This is a genomic window from Rhizobium sp. N122 (genome assembly GCF_002211295.1).
Taxonomy (GTDB): domain Bacteria; phylum Pseudomonadota; class Alphaproteobacteria; order Rhizobiales; family Rhizobiaceae; genus Rhizobium.
Genome location: NZ_LOKU01000078.1, coordinates 146,569 through 166,212 on the forward strand (window position 1 = coordinate 146,569; position 19,644 = coordinate 166,212).

Below are 19,644 nucleotides of genomic sequence, written 5' to 3' on the forward strand. Positions count from 1 at the left end.
TCATGAAACGCAACGTCGTTCTCAAGCTTACCGGCGTCGAGCGCCATTACGGGCAGGGTGATACGCTGCTCCCGATCCTGAAGAGCGTGGATTTCTCGCTGTCGAAGGGCGAGATCGTCGCTCTCGTCGCTCCTTCCGGCACCGGCAAGTCGACCCTGCTGCATCTTGCAGGCCTCTTGGAACATCCCGATGGCGGTGAAGTCACGATCAACGGCCATGCCTGCAACGGCCTGAGCGATGAGAAACGCACCGCCATCCGCCGCAGCGAAATCGGCTTCGTCTACCAATTCCACCACCTGCTGCCGGAATTTTCCGCATTAGAAAATATCATGATGCCGCAGCTGATCGCCGGGCTGGCCTGGAAGGAAGCCGGCGAACGGGCCGGCCAGCTTCTCGATTATATGCGCATCGGCCATCGTGGCGCCCATCGCCCCGGCGAGCTTTCCGGTGGCGAGCAGCAGCGCGTGGCCATTGCCCGCGCCGTCGCCAATGCGCCGAGCTTGCTTCTTGCCGATGAGCCGACCGGCAATCTCGACCCGGAAACGGCAAGCTACGTCTTCGATGCGCTGGAGGCGCTGGTGCGCCAGTCCGGCCTCGCGGCCCTCATTGCCACCCACAATCACGAGCTCGCCCGCCGCATGGACCGGCGCGTGACGATCTCGGATGGCAAGGTCGTCGATTTCTAATGCATGTCGCCCGGAAGTGTGCAGCGGTTCCGGGATAACGACATGTATAAAAACAACTTCATGTCGCCCGGAAGTGTGCAGCGGTTCCGGGATAACGACATGTATAAAAACAACAAGTTAGAGCATGATGCCGAAAAGTGTGCGGTTTTCGGATAACATCATGCTCCAATATGTCGGCTTGCAATCAGGGAATGACCAGCCCGCCGCGATAATCGAGCATATAGGCCTTCCGGCCCTCGACCATGATGCATTCATTGCCGCTGAACCGCTCGCAGTTCCCTTCGCTGCGATCGAGATAGCGGCCGAGCGGGTGGTCGAATTCCATTCCGCCGAGAAAGCGACCCTGCCGATACATGGTTGAAAGTGCTGCCTTGATCACCGTACCGGCGGCAGCGCCGTCGATGAGCTCCGGCGCGACGATCCAGCCGAGATAATTCATCACCCAGACGGGCTCGCCGGCAAACCAGACAACCTCCTGTCCGGCGAAATCGGTGCCGCCGAAGTAACTGTCGAGATAGCGCCAGTCGCCGCGCTCATAGCCGATATCGTGGGCCCCCGGTCGGCAGGGCGCGCGCGGCACGCCGCCGCCGACATAGGTGGCAGCCTTGGCCTCCAAGACGAATTCATTGAGCATAACAATGTCGAGCATGATGCCGTTCTCCTCTCGGCCGGATGCTGGCAAATATGCTGTGGCATGTAAAGAACAAAAGCAGAACATAGGCCGATAACAAAAGGCGCCGCTGCGAGAGGTGGTCTGGCGTTCGCGCAGCATGTCCAAGCTGTCACCGATCGAGAAAGGCGAGGAGCGCTCCATCGTCGCTTGGTGCCGCCCCCCCGATCCGCATGTGCTTGCCGGGGTTTCAAGCACAAAAACGAAGGAAAAGATTCCTGTTGACAATGGAACATACATCGAACAAATTGAAAACATAACGAGTAAAGGAGAGCCAAATGACTGACATGATCCGTGATATCGCAGCATTCACCTCCATCGCAATGTTCGTTGCCAGCTTCTCGCTGATCGTCATGGCGATCTAAAGTTTTCAGGGGACCGCATGGCAAACATGCGGTCCGGACGCGGGACTTCTTCTGGACATCATCGCCCTCTATGCCGACAATGCGTCCGATTCATTCGGGTGATTGGGAAGGCATGACATGGCGGATACGGCAAAGGGTTCAACGGGTGAGGCGACCGGCGGCACGCCGGGCTTCATCCACCTGAGGGTCCACTCCGCCTATTCGCTTCTCGAAGGCGCTTTGCCGCTGAAGAAGATCCTTTACAAGGCGACCGGCGACAGCCAGCCGGCGATCGCCATCACCGACACCAACAATCTGTTCATCGCGCTGGAATTCTCTCAGAAGGCGATGGACGAAGGCCTGCAGCCGATCATCGGCTGCCAGGTCTCGATCGACATGGAAGACGGGCTGGAAACGGAAAAACGCGGCGGCCAGCAGGCGCTGGTCAAGCTCCCGTCGATCGTTCTTCTCGCCGCCACGGATGCCGGTTACGAACGGCTGGTCGATCTCGTCAGCCGCGCCTATCTCGGCGGTGAAAGCAATCAGACGATCCATATCCGTGCCTCCTGGCTGGAGGAGGCCGGCACCGAAGGGCTGATCGCGCTGACCGGCGCCCTGACCGGGCCTGTCGACGCGGCGATCCGGGAGGGCCATACCGCGCAGGGGGAGGCCCGGCTGCTTGCGCTGAAACGTCTCTTCGGCGACAGGCTCTATGTCGAATTGCAGCGGCATGGCACCTATGACAAACGCCACGAGCAGAAGATCGTCGGGCTCGCCTACACCCATGACCTGCCGCTGGTCGCGACCAACGAGGCCTTCTTTCCCACACGCGACGATTACGACGCCCATGATGCGCTGATGGCGGTCGCCCACAATGCCATCGTCTCCGACGACAGCCGCTTTCGCCTGACCCCGGACCATTATCTGAAGAGCCGGTCGGAGATGGCCAAGCTCTTTGCCGATCTGCCGGAAGCGCTAGAGAATACGATCGAGATCGCCAGGCGCTGTTCCTTCGTGCTGAAGACGCGAAAGCCGATCCTGCCGCGCTTCACCGGTGCGACCGACGATGCCGAGGAGGCCGAACGCGCCGAGGCGAGCGAACTGCGCCGCCAGGCTGTGGAAGGGCTGGACATGCGGCTTGCAACGCTCGGCATGTCGCCGGGTTACGAGGAGAAGGAATATCGCGAGCGGCTGGATTTCGAACTCAGCGTCATCGAACGCATGCGTTTTCCCGGTTACTTCCTGATCGTTGCCGACTTCATCAAATGGGCCAAGCAGCACGACATTCCGGTCGGTCCCGGCCGCGGTTCGGGCGCAGGTTCCCTGGTCGCCTACGCTTTGACGATCACCGACGTCGATCCGCTGCGGTTTTCGCTGCTGTTCGAACGCTTCCTCAATCCGGAACGCGTCTCGATGCCGGACTTCGACATCGACTTCTGCCAGGATCGCCGCGAAGAGGTGATCCGCTACGTCCAGGCCAAGTATGGCCGCGAGCAGGTGGCGCAGATCATCACCTTCGGTTCGCTCCAGGCGCGCGCCGCCCTTCGCGACGTCGGCCGTGTGCTGGAGATGCCCTACGGCCAGGTCGACAAGATCTGCAAACTGGTGCCGAACAATCCGGCCAATCCGACGCCGCTCTCCAAGGCGATCGAGGAGGAGCCGAAGCTGCAGGAGGAGGCGGCGAAGGAGCCGGTCGTCGCGCGCCTGCTCGACATCGCCCAGAAGATCGAGGGGCTTTACCGCCATGCCTCGACACATGCCGCCGGCATCGTCATCGGCGACCGGCCGCTGTCCAAGCTGGTGCCGATGTATCGAGACCCGCGCTCGGACATGCCGGTCACCCAGTTCAACATGAAGTGGGTGGAGCAGGCAGGCCTCGTCAAATTCGACTTCCTCGGCCTGAAGACGCTGACGGTGCTGAAGGTTGCGGTCGATTTCGTCGCCAAGCTCGGCATCAAGGTCGATCTCGCGGCCATCCCTCTCGACGACAAGAAGACTTACGAGATGCTGTCGCGTGGCGAGACGGTCGGCGTGTTCCAGGTGGAAAGTGCCGGCATGCGCAAGGCGCTGATCGGCATGAAGCCGGACTGCATCGAGGACATCATCGCGCTGGTGGCACTCTACCGCCCGGGCCCGATGGAAAACATCCCGACCTACAATGCCCGCAAGCACGGGGATGAGGAGCTGGAATCGATCCATCCGATGATCGACCACCTGCTCAAGGAAACCCAAGGCGTCATCGTCTACCAGGAACAGGTGATGCAGATCGCCCAGGTCCTGTCCGGCTACTCGCTTGGAGAAGCCGATCTTCTGCGCCGCGCCATGGGCAAGAAGATCAAGGCGGAGATGGACCAGCAGCGCGAACGCTTCGTGGTCGGCGCCGTCAAGAACGGCGTATCGAAGCCGCAGGCCGACAATATCTTCGAACTGCTGGCGAAGTTCGCCAATTACGGCTTCAACAAGTCGCATGCCGCTGCCTACGCCATCGTCTCCTACCAGACGGCCTATATGAAGGCGCATTATCCGGTCGAATTCCTCGCCGCCTCGATGACGCTCGACATGTCCAACACCGAAAAGGTCAACGATTTCCGCCAGGATGCCAAGCGCCTCGGCATCGAGGTGATCGCGCCCTCGGTGCAGACCTCCTTCCGCCATTTCCAGACCGGCGACAACCGCATCTATTATGCGCTCGCCGCCCTCAAGGGGGTCGGCGAATCCGCCGTCGACCATATCGTCGAGGTGCGTGGCGACAAGCCCTTTGCCGGCATCGAGGATTTCTGCCTGCGCATCGATCCGCGCCAGGTCAATCGCCGTGTCTTGGAAAGCCTGATCTTTGCCGGCGCCTTCGATTGTTTCGGCACCGACCGCGCCCAGCTTTCAGCCGGCCTCGACCGTATCCTCGGTTATGCCCAGCGCGCCCAGGAGAACAAGCTGAGCGGCCAGTCGGACATTTTCGGCAGCACTCTGGCCTCGGGGCCTGAAAAAATTTCCCTGCCGCCGTTTTCGCCCTGGCTTGCCTCCGAGAGATTGCTCAAGGAATTCCAGGTGCTGGGCTTCTATCTCACCGCCCACCCGCTCGATTCCTACAACAACATCCTGCAGAAGATGCGGGTGCAGACCTTTGCCGAATTTTCCCAGGCGATCAAACAGGGCGCCTTCAATGCGCGCCTCGCCGGCACCGTTATTTCGAAGCAGGAGCGCAAGACCCGCACCGGCAACAAGATGGGCATCATCGTCTTTTCCGATTCCTCGGGCCAGTTCGAGGCGGTGCTGTTTTCTGAAATGCTCAACCAGTACCGCGACGTGCTGGAATCGGGAAAATCCTTCGTGCTGACCGCGACCGGCGAGGAGCGGCCGGAGGGCATCGGCCTGCGCATCCAGACGATCCAGTCGCTGGAGGAAAAATCCCTGCAGATGCAGAAGGCGCTGCGCGTCTATGTCCGCGACTCCGGGCCGCTGAAAATGGTCGCCGGCCATCTCAACGCCAAGGGCGACGGCCTGGTTTCCTTCATTGTCATCAAGGAGGATGGCAAACGCGAGGTGGAAGTGGCGCTGGCGGAGAAATACCGCATCACCCCGGAGATCGCCGCCGCGCTTCGCGCCGCCCCCGGCGTCGTCGATGTCGAGCTTGTCTAGGGGCGATACACGTCACCTTAGGTTATGCACTTCACCCTGGGTGATGGTTGTCATCCCAGGGTGATGGTTTATCGCCCCGGGAATCATCAACCCCTTGTAATGGTGATGAAATCCGTGCCTTCGCCGGTCTCCCGGCCGAGGCCGGTATCGGAGATCGTCAGCGTCGAGCCGGGTGCGATCAGCGCCTCGATCCTGCGGCGGGTCTCGTCGGGGATCGTGATGCGGCTGAGCGACCGGGCGATCGGCCTGCCGCTGACGATCGAGCTTTCCTGATTGGTGACGCCGAGCCGCTTCATCGTCTCGCGCGAGAGATTGTTTTCGAGCGTGATGCCGAGCCAATCCGCCGTACCGGCATTTTCATCGAGTGCATGCAGCGTGAAGAAATGCGTGCCGAGCGCCAGTCCCGGATCGGCAATCGTCACCGGGGCTTCGAAGATAGGCTTGAACGCCTGGCGCACCATGATGACGCCGTTCGGCGGTTCGCCCTTGCCGGTGGCGGCATAAACGGATTTGAGCAGCGTGTCGGAGATGAGGCTCCTGTCGCCGGCAAACTCGGCCGGCCGCAGTGTCTTGAAAGTCTTGATCGCCTGCACAGTCGCCGGCCCGAGCAAGCCGTCCGGATCGCCGGCGGAAAAGCCGAGCTGGTTGAGCAGTGTCTGGATGTCGATCACCGTCTCGCGCAGCGTGCGGCGGGTGATCAGCATGCTGATCGGCTCGGACGGCGGTTCGGCTTCGGGCGCTGCAACCAGCGGCGCTGCCGGCATCGGCATCGCAGCCGTGTCGTTCATCGCCACCTGCACCGGTGTCCCTGCGCTGTCGGGCATCGATGGTCGCAGTTCGACATCCGAAAGCAACAGCATCGGCGCCGGCGCCTGCGGATGGAAAAGGGTTGGATGGTCGATCGGCTGCGGCACCACTTCGCCGTTGCTGATGATGACGGGAATACCGGGCTCGGTCATCCCGTAAAGCTTTTTTGCAAAAGTACCGGGCATGCGCACGCAGCCATGCGAGGCCGGATAACGCGGCACGGAATTGGATTCGTGCAGCGCAATTCCCGACCATGTCAGCCTTTGCATGAAAGGCATCGGCGCGTTCGAATAGAGATTGGATTCGTGGTACTTCTGCTTTTCCAGCACCGAGAAGATGCCGCTCGGCGTCGTGTGCCCGTCCTTGCCGGTCGAGACTTTCGAAGTCGCGACGACCTCGGTGCCGTCATAGACCGCAAGCGACTGCTTGTCCTTCGAAACGATGATCTGCAGCGTGCGCGCATCCGCGGCCAGAGCAGGGTGCACGAGTGCGGTGGCCGACAGCAAGCCGAGGCCGAAGACAAGACGCGAGAACATGATAGCCAACCATACGCAATACTTGCCCGGCACATTATGGGACGAAGTTTAAGGAAGATTTTATAGGCCGCGCGGCACTCACGGCTCACGCTTTAGTGATCGCGCTTGCCGCTGCCGAAGGTGTAGCCGGTTTCGACCGTGTTCTTGCCGAACTTGTCGCGCAGCTTGTCCATCGCCGCTTCGGCCGCCGCCCGCCGGCCCGACTGCCGGTCGATGAGATCGGGCGGATCGGCGCGGGCGGCATCGCCGAGATCGGTGACGCCGATGCCGAGCAGCCGGAACTTCGTGCCGTCGGTCTCTTTTTCGAGAAGCTCGAGCCCGATGCGAAAGATCCGGTCGGCAAGCTGGGTCGGGTCTTCGAGCTTGCGGTTGCGCGTGCGCAGCTTGAAGTCGGCGGTCTTCATCTTCAGGACCACGGTCTGGCCGGCGATGTCGCTTTTCTTCAGCCGCCAGGAGACTTTTTCCGAAAGATTGCGCAGGATCGGCACCAGATCGTCATAACGCCAGATATCTTCGAAGAAGGTGGTCTCGGACGAAACGCTCTTGGCCGCATCGTTGAGATGCACTTCACGGTCGTCGATCCCGCGCGACAGCCGGGCGAGCCGCTGGCCGATGCTGCCGTAGCGGCGCATCAGATCGTTCTCCTCCATCTGCTGCAACTGGCCGATGGTGCGGATGCCATCCGCCTCCAGCGTCGCCGCAAAGGCCTTGCCGACGCCCCAGATGGTGGTGACGGGACGCGGCGCCAGGAACTCGATGGCCTCTTGGCGGCCGATGACGGAGAAGCCGCGCGGTTTCTGCAGGTCGGAGGCGACCTTGGCGAGGAATTTGCAATAGGAAAGCCCGACCGAAACGCTGATGCCGATTTCCTTTTCGACCCGGCGGGCGAATTTGGCGAGCGTGCGCGCCGGCGGGTCGTGATGCAGCCGCTCGGTGCCGCCAAGCTCCAGGAAGGCCTCGTCGATCGACAGCGGCTGCACCAGCGGCGTCAGATCCTGCATCATGGCGCGCACCTGGCGCCCGACCCGGACATATTTCTCCATGTCGGGCCGGATGACGATCGCCTCGGGGCATGCTTCCAGCGCCTTGAACATTGGCATCGCCGAACGCACGCCGTGGATGCGGGCGATATAGCAGGCGGTGGAGACGACGCCGCGTTTGCCGCCGCCGATGATCACGGGCTTGTCGGCAAGGTCGGGATTGTCGCGTTTCTCGACGGCCGCATAGAAGGCGTCGCAATCGATATGCGCGAGCGTCAACGCGTAGAGCTCGCGGTGGCGCACCAGCCGCGGGCTGCCGCAGGCCACGCAGCGGCGCGCCTCGCCCTTCTGCTCGGCAAGGCAGTCGCGACAGAAGCCGGGTGTCTTGTCGGGCGCGGGCGTCATGATGAGAACAAAGATTGAACGCCGCGACATTACGCCCTAAGCTTCCGAGTCTCAAGAGAGGCCGGGAGCTTTGCCTTGGATAACGATCTTCGTTTCGAGCCGGTAACGGCAGAACGCTGGGACGATTTCGAAACCCTGTTCGGGCAGCAGGGCGCCTTCTACAATTGCTGGTGCGTCGCGCTGCGCCTGCCGCATGCGGTAAGAACGAAGATGGCGGCCGACGAGCGCAAGGTGCATATGCGCGAGCGGATCAAGGCTGGGCCGCCGCCGGGCGTTCTCTGTTACGCCGACGGCGCGCCGGTTGCCTGGGTACAGGTCGGGCCGCGCCATGACGTGCCGCAGTTCAATTCGCCGCGCACCGTCTCGCGGCCGCTGGAGGAGGGCGATGCGTACGATCCGTCGATCTGGGCCGTCAGCTGCTTCTTCCTGCTGCCGAGGCTGCGCGGCAAGGGGATGAGCCATCGCCTGCTCGCCGGCGCCATCGATCACGCCCGGCGCCAGGGCGCGCGCCTGCTCGAAGCCTGTCCGATCGATCATGTGAAGCAGTCGAAATCGGTGACCCTCTGCATCGGCTCGACGGCGATCTTCGATGCGGCCGGTTTCGAGACGGTGGCGCGGCGCAAGGACGGCCGTCCGCTCATGCGGCTGGAGCTGCGGGGTTGAACGCGCCGGCAAGGAAATGCGCCTCGATCAGCGCGGCCGCATGCGTCCAGTCGCTGGCCCGGGTAATGTCGTCGGCCGCCGCCGGCGCAAAACGATGGACGGGCGAATCCGGCATCAGGTGGATCAGCAGGCAATCGGCGACATGGTCCCTGACGGAATGCAGATTGCGCGCCATATCATCGATGAAGACGACGGGAAGGGAGCGGCTGGCATGCAATGCGTGAACGATCGGCCCCTTGGGCTCTTCGCTGGCAAGCAGCGGAAAAATGAGGCCGATCCGGTCGAGCAGGCGGCGGCGCTGATCCTGGAAGCGCGGCTGCATGGCCGTCAGGAAAAGTACATCGGCGGCCTCGGAAAGCCGGCCGAGCGTTTCGACGACGCGGTCGAGCGGCGTCTGCCACTGCTCCTGCGTCTCGAAAAATTCCTCGATCAGCCGGCTGACCTCATGGTCCTCGATCTCCGCGCCATCCGCCTGCGAGACGATGTTGCCGTGGAGCCGGAACGAGCGCGGCAGGAAGGCATGCCCCTGGCTTTCAAGGAAAAGCTGGAACGGGCCGATGAATTGCAGCACCACATCGTCGACGTCGCAGACGATCAGTGGCCTCTCGCCGAGGCGGATATGCGAGATATCGAGTTCCCTCACGCCGGTCACCGTCAGTATTCCCCGGAATCGAGGCCGGGCGAGGAGAAATGCTGCCAGGCGGCGGTCACTGTCTCCGGGCTGATGCCGCTCGCCGCGCAGAAAGCCATCGCCGTCGGTTCGTGGTTCATGAGGAAATCCATCATGCCGGCGAGGAAGCCGGGATCGTTGACGGCGCTGCGCACCTGGCCGGGTGCCACACCCGTCAGCGCAAGGAAGCGGCCGAACATGTCGGGATCGTCGGCAAGCCAGCCGAGCACGGCGATTGCGGTTGCGTGCGGGTCGGCGGCCTGTTGTTTCGAAGTCTTGAAGTTGCTTTGCATTTCGAGGGGTAAGTTACCTTTTCTTCAACCAAATGCCGCTAGCGTGCGCTATCGGTTTCACGGAGCTATTGTCCACATGTGCCTTTCTCATGGGACGAACCGCTGCGCGAACGGACGTAGGGACAGCTTGTCATGCCCAAACAGGTGATGATTGTAGAAGATAACGAGCTCAACATGAAGCTCTTTCGCGACCTCATCGAGGCGTCCGGCTATACCACGATCCAGACCAGAAACGGCATGGAAGCGCTGGATCTGGCGCGCAAGCATCGCCCCGATCTCATTCTGATGGATATTCAGCTTCCCGAGGTCTCGGGCCTCGAAGTCACGAAATGGCTCAAGGAAGACGACGAGCTGCACGTGATTCCCGTCATCGCCGTCACGGCTTTTGCGATGAAGGGCGACGAGGAGCGGATCCGTCAGGGCGGCTGCGAGGCCTATGTTTCCAAGCCGATCTCGGTTCCGAAATTCATCGAGACGATCAAGACCTATCTGGGCGATGCCTGACGCATCGGAAAGACAGCTATGACTGCGCGAATACTGGTGGTTGACGATATTCCGGCCAATGTGAAGCTGCTCGAAGCGCGGCTGCTTGCGGAGTATTTCGACGTGATGACCGCAGCCGACGGCTACACGGCGCTGGCGATCTGCGAGCGCAACCAGGTCGATCTCATCCTGCTCGACATCATGATGCCCGGCATAGACGGTTTCGAGGTCTGCGAGCGGCTGAAGGCCAGCCGCAAGACCGCCCATATTCCCGTCGTCATGGTCACGGCACTGGATCAGCCGGCCGATCGCGTCCGCGGCCTGAAGGCCGGCGCCGACGATTTCCTCACCAAGCCGGTCAATGATCTGCAGCTGATCTCGCGGGTGAAAAGCCTGCTGCGGTTGAAGACGTTGAGCGACGAGCTGCGCATCCGCGCCGATACCGCCCATACGATGGGCATCGACGATCTCATGCGGGCAGGCGAGGGCCGCGCCGACGAGACGGGTCAGATCCTGCTCGTCGACGGCCGCGCCAATTCGCAGGAGCGCATCATCAAGGCGCTGAAGCCCGTTGCCGACGTGCTTGCCCTTTCCGATCCGCAGGCAGCCCTCTTCGAAGCGGCCGAAAGCCCGTTTGATCTCGTCATCGTCAACGCCAATTTCGATGATTACGATCCGCTGCGCCTCTGCTCGCAGCTGCGCTCGCTGGAGCGCACGCGCTTCCTGCCGATCCTGATCATCACCGAGCAGGGTGCCGACGAGATGGTCGTGCGCGCGCTCGATCTCGGCGTCAACGACTACATCATCCGCCCGGTCGATCCCAACGAGCTGGTTGCCCGCAGTCTGACGCAGATCCGTCGCAAGCGCTGCAACGACCGCCTGCGCGCCAGCGTCAAGCAGACGATCGAGCTCGCCGTCACCGATCCGCTGACCGGCCTTTATAACCGGCGCTATCTCGACAATCATCTGAACGTGCTCTTCAACCGATCGATGGCGCGCGGCCGGCCGCTTTCGGTGCTGATCACCGACATCGACCGCTTCAAGCAGGTGAACGACACCTATGGCCACGACGGCGGCGACGAAGTGCTGCGGGAATTTGCCAATCGCGTCCGCTCGACCATTCGCGGCGCCGACCTCGCTTGCCGCTACGGCGGGGAGGAGTTCGTCGTCGTCATGCCGGATACCTCGCCGGAAATTGCCGCCACTGTCGCCGAGCGCCTGCGCGCCGCCGTCGAAAGCGCGCCCTTCCAGCTGAAGCATTCGGCAGAGGCGCTGAATGTCACCGCGTCCTTCGGCATCGCCTCGCGTATCGGCGCGGTGCTGACCCCCGATCAGCTGATGAAGCAGGCGGATCTTGCGCTTTACGAAGCCAAGAACACCGGCCGCAATCGCGTCGTCGCTGCGGCCGCCTGACGAATCATCTGCCGCCTTATGTGCCGTTTATGGGTTTTCCACCGTGGTAAGCGGATTGTTACACAATTTTAATGCTCGCCCGCACAGCGTGGCGTGAAAAACTTGCAATCGAATAGCCAAAAAAAGGATTTTCGGCTTTGCTGCGGATGTGCCGCTGACCGATAGTTTTGAACGCGTCCGGCCATAGCTAAAAATGAAATGGCGACTATAAAAAGCGCCTGCTGCCGATTGGGGAAAATAGAGTGCCGCAGCCCCACCTCACCCAGGGGGAGGGGAGGTGTAAGTTATTACGCTATATTGTCGAATTTCTTCGGTGGGTCAGCGTCTAGGCTTCATCCCTAAGCAGAGTCGATAAATCTTTGTATGTACCAAAACTGGACTTTTAACCATAGAATCAAGTCCACAAAAATCATCATTAAGAATTTGTTGATTTTCTTTCATTTTTGCGCAAATTATCGGCTCATAAGAGAAGCGCTCCCGCTGAGGAGTTGTCGATACCCCATGATGCTCAGGTCCGCCGCATCTCCTGGGTCGTGGGGTCGGTCGGCTAGTAGGCAAGTTATAGCGGTTCCTCGTGCCGTTTTGCATGCTGGCCGACCCCCTTTCAAGAAAACGCCGCTACTTCCCGAAGATGGAAGGGCGGCGTTTTTCTGTTTGCGCTGTCATTTTCAAAGCGGGAATTTCGGACAATAAAAAACGCGCGACCCGAGGGCGCGCGTTTTTTGCGAAATCCGCAGATCAAGTGATTACTTGATCTTGGTTTCCTTGAACTCGACATGCTTCTTAGCAATCGGGTCGTACTTCGTCTTCGTCATCTTGTCCGTCATCGTACGGCTGTTCTTCGTCGTGACGTAGAAGAAACCGGTGTCGGCTGTCGACAGCAGCTTGATCTTGATTGTTGTAGCCTTGGCCATGGTCGTCCTGCCTTTAAGAAAATGAAAGCCGTGGAAGCCGGATGGGCTCCACGGCAAATTCTGGCGCGAAACTACGAATCCCGCCCGAAAAGTCAAGTCCGTTTTCGAATGAACATCAGCCTGATGCCGGAAAGTAGGGCGTAAAAGCCGAAGAAAGCGGCAATCGCCCAAGCAAAACCGTTATTTCCGGCGACATCGATCGCTGCGCCGATCGCCTGCGGCCCGGCTACGGTTCCCATCGCATAACAGAAGACGAAGGCGGCATTGGCCGCGGCAAGATCGGAACCCGTCAGCCGCGAGCCGAGATGGCTGAGGCCGACCGTATAGAGGCCGGAGACGCAGCCGCCCCAGAAAAGCAGGAGCCCGGCCATCAGCAGCCAGTTGTCGAGCAGCAGGGGCAGCAGCATCGAGCCGATGAAGCCCATCAGCGCCATGCCGGCCAGAAGCGGCCGCTTGTCGGCGATGCGGTCGGAGAGCAGGCCGAGCGGGATCTGGAAGATGATGTTGCCGACGCCCATCATGGTGAGCAGAAGCGCTGCCTGTGATTCGGTGAAATGGGCGCGCACCGCAAAGATCGGGAAGAGCGACAGGCCGCCCGCTTCGACCGCGCCGAAGATGAAAACCGCCGCCGTCGCCGTCGGCACCAGGAAAACGTAGCGCATGAAATGCAGCTCCGGTTTTTCCTCGAGCACAGGGCTTTCGTCGCGGGCGATGAAGATCGGAATGGCTGCAAGCAGAATGGCGCCGGCGCCGATCAGGAAGGGGAAGATGCCGTCGCTGCCGAGGATCGAAAAGAGCAGCGGCCCGGCTGCGAAGCCGAGTGAAAGCACGGTCGCATAGATGCCGAGCACGAAGCCGCGTTTGGACGGCGGCGAGGCGGCGTTGATCCAGAATTCGGAAAGGATGAACAGCGTCGTCGTTGCCCCATGGAAGGCGAAACGCAGCGGAAACCACATCCAGAAATCCTCGGCATAATAAAAGCCGAGAGCGCTCAGCGCCGAAATCAGCACCGCCCAGAGCATGGTCGGCGCAACGCCGTATTTATGGGCGAGCTTGGTGGTGATGGGCGCGGCGGCCATCGCCGCGACGCCTGCCATCGCCGTGTTGAGCCCGATCAGGGTAGACGAGATGCCGCGTTTTTCCAGGATGATGCTGAGCAGCGGAAGTCCGAGGCCGATTGCTATGCCGACGGCCGATATGGACGAGACGGCTGCCACCAGAGAAGGCCAATGGATTTCCTCGACATCGCCCGGTGTGCCGTTTCTCGGCTGAGACATTTATCCATCCTTAGAAAGCTGCGCGAGCGAATCGGCCGGTTCCCGTCGGATAGATAGGCACAGACGTGCCAAATCCGGGTGACGGATGCCGCTTCGCAGTATTTCCGATGTGAGTGACCATCTGCGGAATGTAAAGCCCGTTCGGCCAAGAAATGCTTACCATGTCGGGTTGAGGATCGTCGGCTGCCGCATTCGGGTGGTGGTCGGTGGAGCGCTGGCACTACACGGTAAATATGTCTGGAAGGTGAAGGCGCTCAATCCCGGCGTCCGGCAATGTCGCAATCGTCAGGCCCGTCGCTCTCGCCGCCGAAACCGTGCATGCGCAGCGCCCATTGCAGGCCGATGACGCCGCCCTTGATCGGCTGGATCGAGGCAAGCGCGGTGATGACGGTGATCGGCGCCCAGATGGCAATATGCGCCCATACCGGCAGCACGAAAGTCAGGTCCGTCAGCATATAACCACCGACCACCACATGGCCGAGAACGAGGATGACGATATAGGGCGGCAGGTCGTCGGCGCGTTGATGATGCATCGCCTCGCCGCAGGCCGCGCAATGATCGACCGGCTTCAGGAAGGCGCGGAAAAGTTTGCCGCTGCCGCAGGCCGGACAGCGGTTCATCAGCCCGCGCATGATGGAACGCCCCAGCGGCCGCTCGGTCTCCGGCTTGTCGCCGTAGTGCACGGTCGGATCGGTCGTGCCCATCGTAAGCTCCTCTTCGCAGAATACCCTAACGCCGCCCGCGTGGCGGCCTCGTTCCGGGCTTCTTGCGGACCTGGCCCTTGTCGCGGCGGCCCGCTTTATGGAAGCTGCGCACCGCCGTCGGCATCTCGCGGCCCTCGCTGATCATCTCGAAGCGCAGCGCGCCGGCAAGCGGGATCGCTTCGGCAAGCTTCACCGTGACGTTGTCGCCAAGGCGATAGCCGAGCCCGGTCCTTTCACCCGAGAGCGCCTGATGCGCCTCGTCATAGATGAAATAATCGGTACCGAGCGTCGATATGGGAACGAAACCGTCGGCGCCATACTCCGGCAGGGCGATAAAAAGGCCGGATTTCGTAACGCCCGAAACCCGCCCGGCAAATTCCTCGCCGACGCGGCCGCTGAGATGATGCGCGATCAGCCGGTCGACCGTCTCGCGCTCGGCCGCCATCGCCCGGCGCTCGAAGGTCGAGATTTCGGCGGCGATATCGTCGAGAGCAGCCTCTTCCTCCGTCGTGATGCCGCCTTCGCCGAAGCCGAGCGAGCCGACGAGGGCCCGATGGACGATGAGGTCGGCGTAGCGGCGGATCGGCGAGGTGAAATGCGCATATTTCATCAGGTTGAGACCGAAATGGCCAATGTTCTCCGGGCCATAGATCGCCTGGCTCTGCGACCGCAGCACCATCTCATTGACCATGGTCTGGTGGGGCGTGCCGTCCGCCTTGGCCAGAATGCCGTTGAAATTGTTGGCGCGCATGTTGCCGCCCTTGGCAAGCGGGATGCCGAGCGTCGCCAGGAACTCCCGCAGGATTTCCTGCTTGGCAAGCGTCGGCCCGTCATGGATGCGGTAGATCAGCGGCTGGCGTTTCTTTTCCAGGGTCTCGGCGGCGGCGACGTTCGCCTGGATCATCATCTCCTCGATCAGCTTATGCGCGTCGAGTCGCGGCGGTACGTGGACCCGATCGACGGTGCCGTCGGGCTTCAGCAGGATCTTGCGCTCCGGCATGTCGAGTTCCAGCGGCTGGCGCCGGTCGCGGCCGCGCTTCATCACCTCATAGGCGTGCCAGAGCGGCTTCAGGATCGGCTCGAGCATCGGCCCGGTCTCATCGTCCGGCTTGCCGTCGATCGCTGCCTGCGCCTGCTGATAGGAGAGCTTGGCCGCACTCTTCATCATGACGCGATGAAACGTGTGGCCGATCTTGCGGCCTTCGCCGGAGAAGCTCATGCGCACGGCAAGCGCCGGGCGGTCGACGCCTTCCTTCAGCGAGCAGAGATCGTTGGAGATGCGCTCCGGCAGCATCGGCACGACGCGATCCGGGAAATAGACCGAGTTGCCGCGCTTCAGCGCCTCGCGGTCGAGCGGCGACTTGGGGCGGACATACCAGGAGACGTCGGCAATCGCCACGGTGACGATGACGCCGCCGGGATTGTCGGGCGAGGGGTCGAGTTCGGCATAGACGGCGTCGTCATGGTCCTTGGCATCGGCCGGATCGATGGTGATCAGCGGCACGTCGCGCCAGTCCTCGCGATGCGACATGGTGGCGGGCTTTGCGTCCTCCGCCTCGGCGATGACGGCGGGCGGGAAGACATGCGGAATGCCGTGCGCATGGATGGCGATCATCGAGATCGCCTTCTCCGAGCCGACCGAACCGACGACGGAAAGCACCTTGGCGCGCGGCAGGCCGAAGCGGCCGAGGCGGGCGACTTCGATCTCGACCAGGTCGCCGTCCGCAGCGCCGCCGGTGAAATCGGGGTCGATCACCATCTCCTCGCCACGCCGCTCGATCGGCAGCAGCCGGCCGCCACCGCCGGGTGCGGCGCGGAAAACGCCCATCGCGGCGCCGCGGCGCTTGTCGATCACCTTGATGATCCGCGCCGTATAGGCCGGCCCGCCGCGATCGACGGCCGGGAAAATCTTCGCCAGAATGCGGTCGCCGAGGCCGGCGACCGGCGCCTTGCCCTTGCCCTGGCGGCCGGCAGGCGATTGCTGGCGGATGGCGACGGCGGGCGCCACGCCCTGATCCTCGGGCCATTCCGCCGGCCGGCCGATCAGATCGCCGTCCTTGTCGCGCGTGGTGATATCGAGAACGGTGACCGGCGGCAGTGCACCGGGACGGATCAGCGACTTGCGGTTCTTCTGCAGCATGCCTTCCTGCTCGAGCTCCTGCAGCATGTGCTTGAGTTCGACGCGATTGTCGCCCTTGAGGCCGAAGGCCTTGGCGAGTTCCCGCTTGGACGCTTTCTGCGGATGATCGGCGATGAAGCGCAGGATCACCTCGCGCGACGGCAGCGCGCCGTGGACGATGTTCAGCGGCTCGACGGCCGGAGCATCCTTGCCGGCACGGCCGATCTTGCCCGGGCGCTTGCCCGCAGGGTTCGTTCTGTCGCGCGGTATTCTGCTCACGTCAGCTCTTTTTCGATTTCGCGGGCGCTTTCGCCTTCGTTGTCTTCGGCTTGGCCGCCGTCTTGGTGGTCTTGGCTTCGGCCGCCGCCGCCTTCGGCTTGGCTTTCGCCTTGCTCGTCTTGCCTGCAGGCGCCTTGCCGGCTTTTTCCGTGATCAGCGCAAGCGCTTCTTCAACGGTGATGGCCTGCGGATCCTTGCCCTTCGGCAGGGTGGCATTGACCTTGCCCCAGTTGACGTAAGGACCGTACTTGCCGTCGCGAACGGTGATGGCGCCGCCATCGGGATGATCGCCGAGTGTCTTCAGTGCCGCCGGCGTGCCGCGCGAACCGCGGCCCGGTGCCTGGTTCGCCTTTTCGGCAATGACGGTCACCGCGCGGTTCAGGCCGACCGAGAACACGTCCTCGATCGTTTCCAGATTGGCATAGGAACCGTCATGCAGGAGGAACGGCCCATAGCGGCCGATGCCCGACGAGATCATCTTGCCCGATTCCGGATGTTTGCCGATATCGCGCGGCAGCGAGATCAAAGCCATCGCCTTTTCGTAGTCGATATCTTCGGGCTTCCAGCCCTTCGGCAGCGAAGCGCGCTTGGCCTCCTTGCCGTCGCCGCGCTGGATATAGGGGCCGAAGCGGCCGGAACGCAGCGTCAGCTCCTCGCCGGTCGTCGGATCGGTGCCGAGGTTCTTCGGTTCGTTGAGGGCCGCACCATCCGCTTCTCCGCCGTTTTCGGAGGAGAGCTGGCGGGTGTAATTGCATTCCGGATAGTTCGAGCAGCCGACGAAGGCGCCGTATTTGCCGAGCTTCAGCGACAGGTTGCCGGTGCCGCATACCTGACAGATCCTCGGATCGCTGCCGTCCTCCCGCTTCGGGAAGACCAATGGCGCCAGCGCTTCGTTCAGTGAATCGAGCACATTGGTGACGCGCAGTTCCTTGGTGTCTTCGATCTGGGCGAAGAAATCCTTCCAGAAATCGCGCAGCACCTGCTTCCAGTTCAACTCGCCGGCCGAAATCCGGTCGAGCTTCTCCTCGAGATCGGCGGTGAAGTCGTATTCGACATATTTGGTGAAGAAGCTTTCGAGGAAAGCCGTCACCAGCCGGCCCTTGGCCTGCGGGATCAGCTTGCGCTTGTCGATCGTCACATAGTCGCGGTCGCGCAGCGTCGCCAGCGTCGCGGCATAGGTGGAGGGGCGGCCGATGCCCAGTTCTTCCATCTTCTTGATCAGCGAGGCTTCCGAGTAGCGCGGCGGCGGCTCGGTGAAATGCTGGGTCGAATTGATTTTCTGCTTGGCGAGCGTCTCGCGCGCATTGATCTCCGGGAGGCGGCCATCCTCGTCGCCGTCGTCGCTCTGCTCGCCGTCTTCCTTCTGGTCGGTATAGGCGGCGATGAAGCCGTCGAAGCGGATGACCGAGCCGACGGCGCGCAGGCCGGCCTTCTCGCCCTTGTTGTCGGCGGTGATCTCCGCCGTCGTGCGCTCGATTTCGGCCGAGGCCATCTGGCTGGCGATGCCGCGCTTCCAGATCAGGTCGTAGAGCCGGATCTGGTCGGCATCGAGAAATTGGCGCACGCGGTCGGGCGAGCGGTAGAAATCGGTCGGGCGGATCGCCTCGTGCGCTTCCTGGGCGTTTTTGGCCTTGGTGGAATAGAAGCGCGCCTTTTCAGGCATGTAACGTTCGCCGAACTGGTCGACGATGGCGCGGCGCGCCGCGTCGATCGCCTCGGGGGCCATCTGCACGCCGTCGGTTCGCATATAGGTGATGAGACCGACGGTCTCGCCGCCGATGTCGACGCCTTCGTAAAGCTTCTGGGCGATCTGCATGGTGCGCGATGCGGAGAAGCCGAGATTGGAGGAGGCGGCCTGTTGCAGGGTCGAGGTCGTAAAGGGCGGTCCCGGGTTGCGTTTGACCGGCTTTGCTTCGACCGTGTCGACGACGTAGCTCGCGCCTTCGAGCAGCGCCTTGAGCCGGCCCGCATCCTCGCCGTTGCCGATCGCGCGCGGCTGCAGCCGCTTGCCGTTCGCCGAAACCAGCCTGGCCTCGAACTCGTCGCCGCGCGGCGTCTTCAGGAGCGCCGAGATGTTCCAGTATTCTTCGGAAATGAAGCGCTCGATTTCGGATTCGCGGTCGCAGACCAGGCGAAGCGCCACCGACTGGACGCGGCCGGCCGAACGTGCGCCGGGCAGCTTGCGCCACAGGACCGGCGAAAGATTGAAGCCGACGAGATAGTCGAGGGCGCGGCGGGCGAGATAGGCGTCGACCAGCGGCACGTCGATGTCGCGCGGATCGGCCATCGCGTCGAGCACCGCCTTCTTGGTGATCGCGTTGAAGACGACGCGCTTGACCGGCTTGCCGTTCAGCACACGCTTCTTGTTGAGCATGTCGAGGACGTGCCAGGAAATCGCTTCGCCTTCGCGATCCGGGTCGGTCGCGAGAAACAGGCCGTCGGAGGATTTCACCGCGTCGGCGATGTCCTTCATCCGCTTGGCCGAGGCCCCATCGACCTCCCAAAGCATTTCGAAATCCTGATCGGGGAGGACAGAGCCATCCTTGGCAGGCAGATCGCGCACATGGCCGAAGGAGGCGAGCACTTTGTATCCCGAACCCAGATACTTGTTGATCGTCTTGGCCTTGGCAGGCGATTCCACCACTACAACATTCATGATGATTCTCTAAAAAAGGAAACGACGCCAGCGTTGAAGCCAGCGCAACACACACCGAAACTTGGATACCGGCCCTCCGACATGGACAGGGAAATCGCTGCGGTCAAGG

16 protein-coding genes are annotated in these 19,644 nt (G+C 62.1%); 6 read left to right on the top strand and 10 right to left on the bottom strand.

Going from position 1 to position 19,644, the window contains the following annotated elements:
- Nucleotides 1-2: 2 nt before the first annotated feature.
- Nucleotides 3-686, top strand: a complete 684-nt coding sequence (locus ATY75_RS32005; protein ID WP_064838078.1) for an ABC transporter ATP-binding protein — start codon at nt 3-5, stop codon at nt 684-686.
- Nucleotides 687-870: 184 nt separating this feature from the next.
- Here ATY75_RS32005 and ATY75_RS32010 read toward each other — a convergent pair whose 3' ends face one another.
- Nucleotides 871-1,335: a DUF5680 domain-containing protein gene (locus ATY75_RS32010; RefSeq protein WP_088940536.1), complete on the bottom strand. Its 465-nt coding sequence runs from the start codon at nt 1,333-1,335 to the stop codon at nt 871-873.
- Between the two features lie 121 nt (nt 1,336-1,456).
- On the opposite strand from ATY75_RS32010, the gene ATY75_RS34380 reads away from it, so the two are divergent.
- Both ATY75_RS34380 and dnaE read left to right on the top strand, forming a co-directional pair.
- Nucleotides 1,457-1,642, top strand: a complete 186-nt coding sequence (locus ATY75_RS34380) for a hypothetical protein (protein WP_143535372.1) — start codon at nt 1,457-1,459, stop codon at nt 1,640-1,642.
- A 196-nt stretch (nt 1,643-1,838) separates the two neighbouring features.
- Nucleotides 1,839-5,336: a DNA polymerase III subunit alpha gene (gene dnaE / locus ATY75_RS32015; RefSeq protein ID WP_088940537.1), complete on the top strand. Its 3,498-nt coding sequence runs from the start codon at nt 1,839-1,841 to the stop codon at nt 5,334-5,336.
- Between the two features lie 86 nt (nt 5,337-5,422).
- On the opposite strand, the gene ATY75_RS32020 is transcribed toward dnaE, so the two are convergent.
- Nucleotides 5,423-6,679: a L,D-transpeptidase family protein gene (locus ATY75_RS32020; RefSeq protein ID WP_088940538.1), complete on the bottom strand. Its 1,257-nt coding sequence runs from the start codon at nt 6,677-6,679 to the stop codon at nt 5,423-5,425.
- Nucleotides 6,680-6,771: 92 nt separating this feature from the next.
- Nucleotides 6,772-8,064, bottom strand: a complete 1,293-nt coding sequence (locus ATY75_RS32025) for a DNA polymerase IV (RefSeq protein ID WP_088940630.1) — start codon at nt 8,062-8,064, stop codon at nt 6,772-6,774.
- A 75-nt stretch (nt 8,065-8,139) separates the two neighbouring features.
- Here ATY75_RS32025 and ATY75_RS32030 point away from each other — a divergent pair, with 75 nt between their 5' ends.
- Nucleotides 8,140-8,727: a GNAT family N-acetyltransferase gene (locus tag ATY75_RS32030; protein ID WP_088940539.1), complete on the top strand. Its 588-nt coding sequence runs from the start codon at nt 8,140-8,142 to the stop codon at nt 8,725-8,727.
- On the opposite strand, the gene ATY75_RS32035 is transcribed toward ATY75_RS32030, so the two are convergent.
- Nucleotides 8,702-9,379 carry a hypothetical protein gene (locus ATY75_RS32035; protein WP_088940540.1) on the bottom strand — a complete coding sequence of 226 codons (678 nt, stop codon included), beginning with the start codon at nt 9,377-9,379 and terminating at the stop codon, nt 8,702-8,704. The two genes, ATY75_RS32030 and ATY75_RS32035, sit on opposite strands and share 26 nt — an antisense overlap.
- Before the next feature lie 2 nt (nt 9,380-9,381).
- A complete protein-coding gene (locus ATY75_RS32040) occupies nt 9,382-9,690 on the bottom strand; it encodes a DUF3572 domain-containing protein (RefSeq protein ID WP_088940541.1) in 309 nt (102 codons plus the stop codon).
- 132 nt (nt 9,691-9,822) lie between these two features.
- Here ATY75_RS32040 and ATY75_RS32045 point away from each other — a divergent pair, with 132 nt between their 5' ends.
- On the top strand, nt 9,823-10,194 hold the full coding sequence (locus ATY75_RS32045) for a response regulator (protein ID WP_003547430.1): 372 nt from the start codon (nt 9,823-9,825) through the stop codon (nt 10,192-10,194).
- Between the two features lie 18 nt (nt 10,195-10,212).
- Nucleotides 10,213-11,586, top strand: coding sequence for a PleD family two-component system response regulator (locus ATY75_RS32050; protein WP_088940542.1), 1,374 nt, complete (start codon nt 10,213-10,215; stop codon nt 11,584-11,586).
- A gap of 746 nt (nt 11,587-12,332) precedes the next feature.
- Here ATY75_RS32050 and rpmG read toward each other — a convergent pair.
- The 5 genes from rpmG to topA all read right to left on the bottom strand — a co-directional run bounded on the left by rpmG (nt 12,333) and on the right by topA (nt 19,535).
- On the bottom strand, nt 12,333-12,500 hold the full coding sequence (rpmG, locus tag ATY75_RS32055; RefSeq protein WP_003587245.1) for a 50S ribosomal protein L33: 168 nt from the start codon (nt 12,498-12,500) through the stop codon (nt 12,333-12,335).
- Between the two features lie 92 nt (nt 12,501-12,592).
- Nucleotides 12,593-13,777, bottom strand: a complete 1,185-nt coding sequence (locus tag ATY75_RS32060; protein WP_064838086.1) for an MFS transporter — start codon at nt 13,775-13,777, stop codon at nt 12,593-12,595.
- Between the two features lie 254 nt (nt 13,778-14,031).
- Nucleotides 14,032-14,481 carry a DUF983 domain-containing protein gene (locus ATY75_RS32065; protein WP_088940543.1) on the bottom strand — a complete coding sequence of 150 codons (450 nt, stop codon included), beginning with the start codon at nt 14,479-14,481 and terminating at the stop codon, nt 14,032-14,034.
- Between the two features lie 25 nt (nt 14,482-14,506).
- Nucleotides 14,507-16,879, bottom strand: coding sequence for a ribonuclease R (gene rnr / locus ATY75_RS32070; protein ID WP_088940544.1), 2,373 nt, complete (start codon nt 16,877-16,879; stop codon nt 14,507-14,509).
- A 1-nt stretch (nt 16,880) separates the two neighbouring features.
- Nucleotides 16,881-19,535 carry a type I DNA topoisomerase gene (gene topA / locus ATY75_RS32075; protein WP_064838089.1) on the bottom strand — a complete coding sequence of 885 codons (2,655 nt, stop codon included), beginning with the start codon at nt 19,533-19,535 and terminating at the stop codon, nt 16,881-16,883.
- Between the last annotated feature and the right edge of the window lie 109 nt (nt 19,536-19,644).

Bases quoted from the DNA above. Each gene is read 5' to 3' on its own strand.
- ATY75_RS32010 (WP_088940536.1), bottom strand. From the start codon at position 1,335: ATGCTCGACATTGTTATGCTCAATGAATTCGTCTTGGAGGCCAAGGCT.
- rpmG (WP_003587245.1), bottom strand. From the start codon at position 12,500: ATGGCCAAGGCTACAACAATCAAGATCAAGCTGCTGTCGACAGCCGAC.
- dnaE (WP_088940537.1), top strand. From the start codon at position 1,839: ATGGCGGATACGGCAAAGGGTTCAACGGGTGAGGCGACCGGCGGCACG.
- ATY75_RS32005 (WP_064838078.1), top strand. From the start codon at position 3: ATGAAACGCAACGTCGTTCTCAAGCTTACCGGCGTCGAGCGCCATTAC.
- ATY75_RS32050 (WP_088940542.1), top strand. From the start codon at position 10,213: ATGACTGCGCGAATACTGGTGGTTGACGATATTCCGGCCAATGTGAAG.
- topA (WP_064838089.1), bottom strand. From the start codon at position 19,535: ATGAATGTTGTAGTGGTGGAATCGCCTGCCAAGGCCAAGACGATCAAC.
- ATY75_RS32065 (WP_088940543.1), bottom strand. From the start codon at position 14,481: ATGGGCACGACCGATCCGACCGTGCACTACGGCGACAAGCCGGAGACC.
- ATY75_RS34380 (WP_143535372.1), top strand. From the start codon at position 1,457: ATGTCCAAGCTGTCACCGATCGAGAAAGGCGAGGAGCGCTCCATCGTC.
- ATY75_RS32040 (WP_088940541.1), bottom strand. From the start codon at position 9,690: ATGCAAAGCAACTTCAAGACTTCGAAACAACAGGCCGCCGACCCGCAC.
- ATY75_RS32045 (WP_003547430.1), top strand. From the start codon at position 9,823: ATGCCCAAACAGGTGATGATTGTAGAAGATAACGAGCTCAACATGAAG.
- ATY75_RS32060 (WP_064838086.1), bottom strand. From the start codon at position 13,777: ATGTCTCAGCCGAGAAACGGCACACCGGGCGATGTCGAGGAAATCCAT.
- ATY75_RS32020 (WP_088940538.1), bottom strand. From the start codon at position 6,679: ATGTTCTCGCGTCTTGTCTTCGGCCTCGGCTTGCTGTCGGCCACCGCA.
- ATY75_RS32025 (WP_088940630.1), bottom strand. From the start codon at position 8,064: ATGACGCCCGCGCCCGACAAGACACCCGGCTTCTGTCGCGACTGCCTT.